This window comes from Devosia equisanguinis, assembly GCF_900631955.1.
Classification (GTDB): domain Bacteria; phylum Pseudomonadota; class Alphaproteobacteria; order Rhizobiales; family Devosiaceae; genus Devosia; species Devosia equisanguinis.
Genome location: NZ_UZWD01000044.1, coordinates 1 through 9454 on the forward strand (window position 1 = coordinate 1; position 9454 = coordinate 9454).

At 63.2% G+C, this 9454-nt stretch carries 10 protein-coding genes and 1 pseudogene; 2 read left to right on the forward strand and 9 right to left on the reverse strand.

Annotated elements, in window-relative coordinates; genetic code table 11:
• Positions 1–309: pseudogene (locus tag DEVEQU_RS17555) on the reverse strand (hypothetical protein); the annotation flags it as partial.
• Between the two features lie 191 nt (positions 310–500).
• Between DEVEQU_RS17555 and DEVEQU_RS17560 the strand changes: the two are divergent.
• A complete protein-coding gene (locus DEVEQU_RS17560; protein WP_126151900.1) occupies positions 501–1223 on the forward strand; it encodes a DUF1868 domain-containing protein in 723 nt (240 codons plus the stop codon).
• A 77-nt stretch (positions 1224–1300) separates the two neighbouring features.
• Here DEVEQU_RS17560 and DEVEQU_RS17565 read toward each other — a convergent pair whose 3' ends face one another.
• The 8 genes from DEVEQU_RS17565 to DEVEQU_RS17600 form a co-directional block, all read right to left on the reverse strand.
• Positions 1301–2095, reverse strand: coding sequence for an inositol monophosphatase family protein (locus DEVEQU_RS17565; RefSeq protein WP_126151909.1), 795 nt, complete (start codon positions 2093–2095; stop codon positions 1301–1303).
• Positions 2096–2234: 139 nt separating this feature from the next.
• A complete protein-coding gene (locus tag DEVEQU_RS17570; protein ID WP_126151901.1) occupies positions 2235–3353 on the reverse strand; it encodes a tetratricopeptide repeat protein in 1119 nt (372 codons plus the stop codon).
• Positions 3350–3955: a thiamine phosphate synthase gene (locus DEVEQU_RS17575; protein WP_126151902.1), complete on the reverse strand. Its 606-nt coding sequence runs from the start codon at positions 3953–3955 to the stop codon at positions 3350–3352. Before DEVEQU_RS17575 ends, DEVEQU_RS17570 begins: the two co-directional genes overlap by 4 nt.
• A 178-nt stretch (positions 3956–4133) precedes the next feature.
• Positions 4134–5162 carry a class I fructose-bisphosphate aldolase gene (locus DEVEQU_RS17580; RefSeq protein ID WP_126151903.1) on the reverse strand — a complete coding sequence of 343 codons (1029 nt, stop codon included), beginning with the start codon at positions 5160–5162 and terminating at the stop codon, positions 4134–4136.
• A 145-nt stretch (positions 5163–5307) separates the two neighbouring features.
• A complete protein-coding gene (locus DEVEQU_RS17585) occupies positions 5308–5607 on the reverse strand; it encodes a type II toxin-antitoxin system RelE/ParE family toxin (RefSeq protein WP_126151904.1) in 300 nt (99 codons plus the stop codon).
• Positions 5604–5909 (reverse strand): type II toxin-antitoxin system RelB family antitoxin, encoded by a 306-nt coding sequence (gene relB, locus DEVEQU_RS17590; RefSeq protein WP_126151905.1) that lies wholly within the window; start codon positions 5907–5909, stop codon positions 5604–5606. Before relB ends, DEVEQU_RS17585 begins: the two co-directional genes overlap by 4 nt.
• 99 nt (positions 5910–6008) lie before the next feature.
• Positions 6009–7211: a phosphoglycerate kinase gene (locus DEVEQU_RS17595; protein WP_126151906.1), complete on the reverse strand. Its 1203-nt coding sequence runs from the start codon at positions 7209–7211 to the stop codon at positions 6009–6011.
• Between the two features lie 273 nt (positions 7212–7484).
• Entirely contained in the window at positions 7485–8402 is a 918-nt protein-coding gene (locus DEVEQU_RS17600) for a LysR family transcriptional regulator (RefSeq protein WP_126151907.1), read from the reverse strand.
• Between the two features lie 184 nt (positions 8403–8586).
• Between DEVEQU_RS17600 and DEVEQU_RS17605 the strand changes: the two genes are divergently transcribed.
• On the forward strand, positions 8587–9222 hold the full coding sequence (locus DEVEQU_RS17605) for a glutathione S-transferase family protein (RefSeq protein WP_164550471.1): 636 nt from the start codon (positions 8587–8589) through the stop codon (positions 9220–9222).
• The last annotated feature ends 232 nt before the right edge of the window (positions 9223–9454 follow it).

Consider the following 9454-nt stretch of genomic DNA (forward strand, 5'->3'; position numbering starts at 1 on the left):
CCAATGGGGGCGCCGGGGGGGGGGGGCGTTCCCCCCCCGGGGGGGGGTGGTGGGGGCGGTGCCGTCCTGGAGGGAATTGACCCATTTGACCTCCGGGAACAGGCGGAAAATCTGCCGGAAGCTGAGGAAGATGCCGACGAACAGGGCGAGGAAGATCATCGAGTTGATGAACGGGTTGGCCCAGAAGAAGGTGACGATATTGGTGAAGAGGATGGCGGCGACCAGACCCACCAGCACCAGGAAGATGACGATCTTGACCAGGTAAACGGTCGGGCTGGCCAGGTGGTAGGGATCGTATCCTTGCGACATAAGCCTTTGCCTTGCCCCTTCGCGTGCAAATCACATGCCGCAGACTAGTCAGCGCAGGAGTTCCGGGCAATGAGAAAGGTTAATGGGGGCTGGACACAAGCGCGTTCGCGCGCCTCGAGCCGGTGTCGTCATCGCAGTTTCGCATAGCGCCGCTAGAGGCGCGACAGGCAATTGCGAACAGGAGCCGCTCGATGAACGAGGCGATCGACCCCACGACCCTAGCCTATTATGCCCGGAGCCGGCAGCAGGAGAAACCGCGCTATCTCGGCCGGCGCTATTCGGAAGATGGTCTGTTCCAGAGCGAGCGGGGCAATACCATTGTCTGCCATCCCGTGGCGGGATCGGCGACCGAGGCGGCGCTGCTGGCGGCGCGGCAGCGCTTCCTCAACATGCCCGATGCGCACAAATTTGCCTTCACCGCCCCGGAAAGCCTGCACATGACGCTGTTCGAGGGGGTGCTCGACCGCAATCGCGCCCTGCCATTCTGGCCGCATGACGTGGCGATCGATACGCCACTCGAGCGCATGACCGAGATTTTTCAGGCGCGGCTGGCCAGCTTCGAACCCGGTCCGCGCTTTGCCGTGGAGGTCACCGGCGCCGCTCCAATCGGCCTGCGATTGCAGGGCGCCACCGCAGAGGACCGCTACGCCATGGCCGATTGGCGCAACCGGCTGTCGGAGCTGTTGGGGCTGTGCCAGCCCAACCACGATCACTACGAGTTTCACAGCACCTTTGCCTATCCGATCGCCTGGCTGGATGATCAGGCCCTGCCGGACTGGCAGGCCATGCTGGATGCGGTGGTGACGGATCTGCGGGCGGCGGCGCCGGTACTGGAATTGCGCGCGCCCGCGCTTTGCGTCTTCGAGGACATGAACTGGTTCGAGGAAGTGCTGGTGCTCGAACCGCGGGCTTGATGGCCAACGCTTTGCCCGGCAATGAAAAACCCCCGGGGGTGCCCGAGGGTCGGAAATGCCGGCGGATGCGCCAGAGGCTACTGGATGGGCTTGAGCGTCTTGAGCAGGGCGGCCTGGATGGTCTCGTTGCCGGCGACCACCTGGCCGTTCCAGACCGAGCCGGGCTGACCGGCAAAATCGGTGACCACGCCGCCGGCTTCCTTGACCATGAGGAAACCTGCAGCCACGTCCCAGGGCTTGAGGCCGGCTTCCCAGACGCCGTCATAGCGGCCGGCGGCCAGCCAGGCCATGTCGACGCAGATCGAGCCCGAGCGACGAATGCCTGCGACGGCGGGGTTGATACTGGCCAGCTGGCGCAGCTGCAGGGCGTCGTTGGAGGTGCCCTGGGTCTTGATGCCGGTGGTGATCACGGCGTCAGAGAGGTGACGGCGGCTGGCGACGCGCAGGCGCTTGCGGTCGGCGAGCCAGGCGCCGCCGCCCTTTTCGGCAGTGTAGAGCTCGTCCATTACCGGATTATAGATCACCGAGGCGACGATATCGTCGCCGCGCTGCAGGGCAATGGCCACGGCAAAGAGCGGGATGGAGTGGAGGAAATTGGTGGTGCCATCGAGCGGGTCGATGATCCAGGTGTGCTGACCATCGGTGCCGGCGACTTCACCCCCCTCTTCCATCAGGAAGGCATAGGTGGGGCGGGCCTTGCGCAGCTCGTCATAGACGATCTGTTCGGCGCGGATATCGGCCTTGGAAACGAAGTCAGCCGGGCCCTTGCGGGAGACCTGCAGGTTTTCGACCTCGTTGAAATCGCGCGACAAAGACTTGCCGGCCTTGATGGCGGCACTGACCATGACGTTGAGGAGGGCGGACCGCGCCATGATGATATGCTCGCTCATTGGGGCGGCGGGACCGGTCCGGCGCCGCGGCCAGGAGTGACCGGTGGCGCGGGCTCAAGAGGCTGGGGCCTGCCGCGGAATTGACGTTTGGCGGGCTTATTGCCTCAGAATAGAGCCCGGTTCAAGGGTCTTGCGGTTCTTGCTCGGCCGGAGGCGCGGCATTGGCGGCTGGATCGACCACCTGGCTCGGGGCATTTTCGGGATCGGTGGAATTGGGTAGGACCGGCCCCTGTACCTCTATCGGAGCCGTGGCTTGTGCATTTGTCTGAGTGCCCGGCGGGGCGGAGGGCCAGAAGCGGGCACGTTCCTCGGCACGGGCCAGAGCATCGTCGGGAATGGAGACCAGCAAGCGGTCGAGCGAGGGGTCGGTAAGGCCCTGGCGCCGCGCCAGAGCGCGCCACATCGCCGATTCCTCGAGGTCGAGATTGATGCCTTCACCCACGGCCAGCAGCTTGGCGTAACGGCTCTGGGCCACGGGATTGCCGGATTCGGCGGCGCGGCGATACCAGCTGACGGCCTCCTCGAGATTATGGGCAATGCCTTGGCCCAGATAGAGCAGGGTGGCGTAATCGACCTGGGCCGCGGTCAGCCCCTGGGCCGCGGCGAGGCCAATATAGCGGGCGCCTTCCGCCTGGTCGGGCACGACGCCGGCCCCCTCGATCAGCATGGAGCCGTAATCATATTGCGCTTCGGGCAGTTCGGCGTCGGCGGCTTCCTTCATCAGGGCGGCGGCCGTGGTGAGGCTGGGATCGGCATAAATGCCTTCCACATGCAGCAAAGCGAGATTGTACTTGGCCGGGATATAGCCGGCCTCGGCAGCCTGGCGGAACAGGGCAGCGGCGCGCTCGCGGTTCTTGGGGACGCCGACGCCATCCTGGTAGAGCATGCCCAATTCGAAGGTGGCGAGACGGTCGCCATTATTGGAGGCGAGCTGATACCAGCCGGCAGCGCGTTCGGCATTCTGCGCCACGCCCAGGCCCTTGGAATAGATCTCGGCGATCAGCGTCTGGGCCGCGGCATCGCCCTTTTCGGCGCGCGGCAGGGCCAGCTCGAACGCAGTGAGGAAATAGCCGCGCTGGAAGGCGCCGAAGGCGTAATCGGCCGGCTGGCGGGGGCCGAACACCGCGTCACTGACGGCCTCGGCATTTTCGGTCTGCGCCAGGGCCGGGGTGGCGAGCGCCATTGCCGGCATGGCGAGGCCCAGCAGGGCCAATGGCAGGAGCTGACGCAGGGTGATCATGCAGGCTCCCGGAGTGCGCGGTCGAAGGCGGCAAGAGCGGCGGCCGGGTCGGCGGCGTTCCAGACGAGATCGGACAAGGCGACGAATTCGGCGGGATTGCCGGCGACGCTGTCGGGGCTGGCCGCTGGATCGACATGGACGGCCGGCACTTCGAAGGTCTCGGTCCACCATTGCGCCAGGTCGGCCCCCTGTGGGTCGGCTTTGCCGTCGAGGGCGCCGAACATCACATAGTCGACATCGAGTTCGCCAAAACTCATGGCGTCGTGGCGCGAGCCGATATTGCCGACACCGACAATGCCGTCGGGCTTGAGGGCGGCGACGGCTTCCCGAATGGCCTTGGTGCCACCGGTGGTGATGTGGACGCCATCGGCGCCGAGGCGGCGGGCCAGGGCCACGTCGTCTTCCACCAGCACCGCGGCGCCGGCCGCCTGGCCGATCTGCACCAGGCGCTCGACCAGGGCCGCATAGGCCGTTTCGTCCTGAGTGCCGCGCCGCACCAGAATGGCCGAAACCGCCGGGCCGGAGAGCACGGCCATGAGCTGGCGCGCAAAGGCCGCCGGTTCGGGAGCGGGAGGAGTGATCAGATAAAGCTGCGGCGCCATGGCGTTCCCGAGGTGTAAGCGAATGCTCCCTATTCGGCCTTTTTGGCAAGAAAGGGACAAAACCAATAGGGGCGGGCGGGAGCTGGCGCAATGGGGCGGAACGGATCAGCCAAAAAGCGAGACGCGCATTCCGGGGGAAATGCGCGTCTGCCGTGACGTTGGGAGCGTCAACTGGATATCAGGCTGCCTTGTCGAGATCGCCGGACCATTCGCCCAGAGCGGCCAGCGAATTCATATGGGCGCGGTGGGCGAAGGCGGCGCGGGCAGCGCTGAAATTTTCACGGCGGCCGGCCCAGGTGCGCAGCGCCACATTCTGCAAGGCGCGGCCATAGGAGAAGGTCAGCGGCCAGGGTTTTCCCGAAATGCGGTTCATGGCCGAGAGGTGGGCCGTGGCTTCCTCATCGGTCTGGCCGCCGGAGAGGAAGGCGATGCCGGGGACGGCGGCGGGCACATGTTCCTTGAGCACGTCGACGGTGCGGCGGGCCACTTCCTCGATGCTGGGGCGATCGCGGGAATTGATGCCGGGCAGGACCATATTGGGCTTGAGCAGCATGCCGGCCAGATCGACACCGGCCAGCCGCAGTTCCTTGAACGTGGCCTCCAGCACGTCGCCGGTGACCTGGGCGCAGCGCTCGAGCGAGTGATTGCCGGGATCGCCGTCGCCGACGACTTCGGGCTCGACCACCGGCACGATGCCGGCTTCCTGGCAGAGGATGGCATAGCGCGCCAGGGCATGGGCATTGGCGCGGATATTGTTGCGGGTGGGGGCTACGTCGTTGATGGTGATGACGGCGCGCCACTTGGCAAAACCGGCGCCGAGTTCGGCATAATGGGCGAGGCGCTGGCGCAGGCCATCAAGGCCCTCGGTGATCTTTTCGCCGGTTTCGCCCGGCATGGGGAAGGCGCCGCGATCGACCTTGATGCCGGGAATAGTGTCGGCATCGGCGAGGATGGCGCGGAACGGGGTGCCGTCGGCGGCTTCCTGCTTGAGCGTCTCTTCGGTCAGGATGACGCCGGAAACATAGTTGCGCATCGCTTCCGAGGCGCCGAACAGCATTTCGCGGTAGTCGCGGCGCAGATCGATCGTGTTGGGAAGGTTGATCTTGGCAAAGCGCTTGGCAATCGTGCCTTCGGATTCATCGGCTGCCAGGATGCCCTGACCCGGTGTCATGAGCTTCTGGGCGATCGCATTGAGCGATTTGGACATCGTCTTCCCCTCGGAACTGCTTTGGCCCCGATACTAGACTTTGGTCAGCGCGCTTTCGATTAGACCTGTGGTTATTAGACGAAAGGACGAAAAGGCGGCGGGGAACTTTTCGGTCGGGGTCGGCTCCACGTTGGGGCTGGTGCGGTCAGTTTTCCGGCGAGTCTTCGTCCGGAGGCCATTTCTGGGCCGTGTGCAGCACTCGGATAATCTCGGTTGTCTCCTGGCTGGCGCTGTAGACAATGAGGTAGCGGGTGCCGGGAATAACGAGCTCACGTGTATTGGATATCCGGCCTTCCCGTCCGCTGCCGGGAAAATCCAGCAATTGCCGTGCACATGATGCGATCCGGTCATCGAGCGCTTCTGCCGCTGCGATGTTGTCAGTGGCGATGTAGAGAAAGATCGCACGCCGATCCTCTTCAGCGGACGGGCGCCAAAGCAGCCTCATTCGCTTCCGGCCAGCTTGCGGCGGGTTTCGGCCCGCAGCTTGGCGAAATTTGCTTCCACCTCTTCATGGGGAATACCGGGCCGTGGATCGTCCAGCGCTTCCTGCACCTTGGCGCGAAACCAGCGGTCGTAGTCTTCCGGAGAGGTCGTGAGCCCGGCCGGGAGGGCGCCTTCATTGGCGACCTTGGTGAGAAGAATGCGCACGGCGTCGGATACGGACAGGCCCATGCTGGCCAGAACGGCCGTTGCGCGATCCTTGATTTCCGGCTCGATGCGCGCCTGGACCAGGGAACTTGCAGCCATGATTGCCTCCTGTCATGCATTTGCATGACAAAAATGAACCTCGCAGCTGCAAAGGTCAAGCGGCGCGATTTTGGTCGCGCCGCTGTGAGAAGGTAATCGTTATTTCTTCAGCGATTCGACGCCGGGGAGGGGCTTGCCTTCCATCCATTCGAGGAAGGCGCCGCCGGCGGTGGAGACGTAGGTGAGCTTGTCCTTGACGCCGGCATGGGCCAGGGCGCTGACGGTATCGCCGCCGCCAGCCACCGAGACCAGATGGCCATCATGGGTGCGCTTGGCGACATGCTTGGCGATGGCGACGGTGCCGGCATCGAAGGGCTCCATCTCGAAGGCGCCGACCGGGCCGTTCCAGACCACGGTGTGGGCGTCGTCGATGGCGGCGTTGATCCGCTCGATCGAGGACGGGCCGATATCGAGGATCATGCCATCGGGATCGACGGCATCGACGCCATAGAGGCGGGTGGGCGAATTGGCCTTGAAATGCCAGGAGACAACGGCATCGATGGGCAGGATGATGGCGCAATTGGCCTTTTCGGCCTTGTCCATGATGCGGCGGGCCGTGTCGGCGAGATCCTTTTCGCACAGCGACTTGCCGACGCCATAACCCTGGGCGAAGAGGAAGGTATTGGCCATGCCGCCACCGATGACGAGGCCATCGACCTTGGTCACGAGATTTTCCAGCAGGTCGATCTTGGACGAAACCTTGGCGCCGCCGACAATGGCGACCACCGGCTTTTTGGGCTTGCCGAGACCGGCTTCCAGCGCCTTGAGTTCGGCTTCCATGGCGAGGCCGGCGGCGGCGGGCAGCAGATGCGCCAGCGCTTCGGTGGAGGCATGGGCGCGATGGGCGGCGGAGAAGGCGTCGTTGACATAGACATCGCCGAGGCTGGCCATGCGCTTGGCCAGTTCGACATCGTTCTCTTCTTCGCCGGGATGGAAGCGGGTGTTTTCCATGATCAGCACCGAGCCCTCTGGGGCCTCGTCGATGGCGGCCCTGGCGGCGGAAACATCGACCCAGTCGGTGGCGACGAAGCCAACGGGGTGGCCGGTCTCATTGGCCACGGCCTCGCAGACCTGTTCGAGCGAGAATTCGGGGTTCACCTTGCCCTTGGGGCGGCCGAAATGGCTGAGGAGAATGGCCTTGCCATCCTTCTTGACGATTTCGCGGATGGTGGGCACCAGGCGCTCGATGCGGGTGGCATCGGTCACCTTGCCATCGGCCACGGGCACGTTGAGATCGGCGCGCAGCAGCACGCGCTTGCCGGTGAGGTCGAGTTCGTCGAGGGTCTTGAAAGTCGCGCTCATCGGGCAGTCTCCGCAGGCAGGTGATGTTTGGCCGTGGGTTAGCAGAGTGGCACGAAAGCCGGAAGTCGGTGAACGAAAAATCTGCGGGCCCGGCAGCGGGCGCGCGGAAACGCCGCGCGGTCACTCGGCGTCGGGTGCAGTGGGGTTGGTGGCGACCCCAATTCGGACGTTCAACACGGGCATTCGACCATCCGCAGCGGTCGTGACATATGCTGCAATATAGGCGGCCCGTATCTATCAGCAGGCTGGTAGGTTCATTGGCGGACTTTTTCTTTAGCTGAGAATGTCGACGATGAGACCGCGAAGCCACTGATGCGCAGGGTCCGTGTCGTAGGACGCGTGCCACAACATCGATACCTCAATGTTCGGCAGTTGCAGCGGCGGTGACTTCGCATTCAGGCCAAATTCGGTGGCGAATATGCCCGCCGCCGGCTGCACGCAAGTCGAGATCATCGGCCCGGACTTCAGCAGATAGGGCACCGAGATGAAATGTTCCGTGGTCACCCCAACCTTTCGGCTTCGACCAATTGCGGCCAAGGCGTCGTCGACCACGCCATGTGGCTTGGTGGTGATCGATCCCAGCAGGACATGTGGATAGGCTAGATAGTCTTCCAAAGTGAAATCGCCGGCAATTGGCACTTGAGTCCCGTCGAACAGGCAAAGATAGTTGGCCTTGAAAAGCCCGCGACGTTTGTGATGCATGCCACCCTGGTTGAACTCGCCCACGGCCAGGTGCAACTCGTCCCCATCGATCTGGTCCAACGCCTGGAACCGATCGGTCCGCCTTGCACGCAGAATAATGCCCGGGGCGATCTTTTGAGCCACTGCGAGCAGCTTTGGCAAAAGCACCAGCTCGATGCTGTCTGGCATGCCGATGAAGAATGTGCGGCTTGCCGAAATCGGGTCGAACGGCTGGTGCTTCAGCAATATTTGTTGAGCCGCAGCGAGGGCGTTCCGCACCGGGCCGATCAGAGCCTTGGCGCGCGGAGTGGGCAGCATTCCCTCCGGCATGCGCGTAAAAAGCTCGTCCTCCATCAACACGCGCAACCGCGAAAGAGCGTGGCTCATAGCCGATTGGCCAATGCCCACACGCCGGGCAGCACGGGTCACACTGCCTTCAATTGCAAGCGCGTCAAACGCAATCAGCAGGTTGAGATCAAGTCTGCCAAGATTAACGTGATCGATAGTCATAATCGAGCCAATCGATTGGATTAATGATGCAACATCTCCTATCCCTATTGCATCAGATGTCGCAAGCGCTGACGTCCAAGGAGAAATTAGATGAAAGCTCGCCTCACCCTCAGCCTCGCCATGATCCTATGCGGCGGTGCATTCAATGTCCTTCTTTTGGTCTCGAGATAGAGAGCCGCTTGCCGTGACGATAACGTTCTTTCATATGCAGCCCGGCCCGTTCGCAGAACGGTGTCTGATGGCCTTACGATTGAAGGGCATTGGCTTCGAAGAAGTCATCCTCGACCCAACCTTGGGTCAGAACCGGACACCGGAATTTCTCTCGCTGAACCCCCGCGGCACACTGCCTGTGCTTCAAGACGGCAGTGTCGTGGTGCGGGAGTCGCAGGCGATCATGTTCTATCTCGATAAGGCCTATTCGGAGCCTCCATTGTTCGGCACCACGCCGAAGGAAGCTGGAGCCATCATGCAGGCCATTTGGGACCAGACGTCCTATATCGAGCCGCTGCTCAAAAGCATCATCGGGCCGTTGGTGTTCGGCAAAGGCGATTTAAGTGCCGTTGATGCAGTGGAGCAGAAGCTGGTCACCGAACTCGAAGCCCTCGATCGCGTGCTGGCACTGACGGGTTGGATCGTCGGCAACGCGATATCTGCCGCTGACCTTAGCCTTTACCCATTGCTTTTCGCGGTTCGCGCCAGCCTGCGAGAGCCAGCTGCCCGAAATCGCTGCCAAGCAGTGCTCACTGCGCTGGATCAGCTACCCAATCTGCGTTCGTGGCTTCAAGCCATCGCGAAAATAGATGGCGCTGCAATAGAGTAATCCCTGTCCATGTATTGCGGACCGCCGGCAGGGTGCGCCGATCCGGTTGTGCATCGCCGTCCGTCATGTCCGGCAAGGGATTGGCATAGGAACGTCGCACCCGGAGAGTTCACCCGCTATTTCCTATTGACCGTCGGATGGGCCAGAATCCTTGCGCCACGATTGCCCGCAAGGCCGGGCCTGCCTTGTCCATGCCTCGGGTCGGGCCCGAGGGCGGTGGCTGGTGGGTGGG

Bases quoted from the DNA above. Each gene is read 5' to 3' on its own strand.
- DEVEQU_RS17560 (WP_126151900.1), top strand. From the start codon at position 501: ATGAACGAGGCGATCGACCCCACGACCCTAGCCTATTATGCCCGGAGC.
- DEVEQU_RS17565 (WP_126151909.1), bottom strand. From the start codon at position 2,095: ATGGCGCGGTCCGCCCTCCTCAACGTCATGGTCAGTGCCGCCATCAAG.
- DEVEQU_RS17570 (WP_126151901.1), bottom strand. From the start codon at position 3,353: ATGATCACCCTGCGTCAGCTCCTGCCATTGGCCCTGCTGGGCCTCGCC.
- DEVEQU_RS17575 (WP_126151902.1), bottom strand. From the start codon at position 3,955: ATGGCGCCGCAGCTTTATCTGATCACTCCTCCCGCTCCCGAACCGGCG.
- DEVEQU_RS17580 (WP_126151903.1), bottom strand. From the start codon at position 5,162: ATGTCCAAATCGCTCAATGCGATCGCCCAGAAGCTCATGACACCGGGT.
- DEVEQU_RS17585 (WP_126151904.1), bottom strand. From the start codon at position 5,607: ATGAGGCTGCTTTGGCGCCCGTCCGCTGAAGAGGATCGGCGTGCGATC.
- relB (WP_126151905.1), bottom strand. From the start codon at position 5,909: ATGGCTGCAAGTTCCCTGGTCCAGGCGCGCATCGAGCCGGAAATCAAG.
- DEVEQU_RS17595 (WP_126151906.1), bottom strand. From the start codon at position 7,211: ATGAGCGCGACTTTCAAGACCCTCGACGAACTCGACCTCACCGGCAAG.
- DEVEQU_RS17600 (WP_126151907.1), bottom strand. From the start codon at position 8,402: ATGACTATCGATCACGTTAATCTTGGCAGACTTGATCTCAACCTGCTG.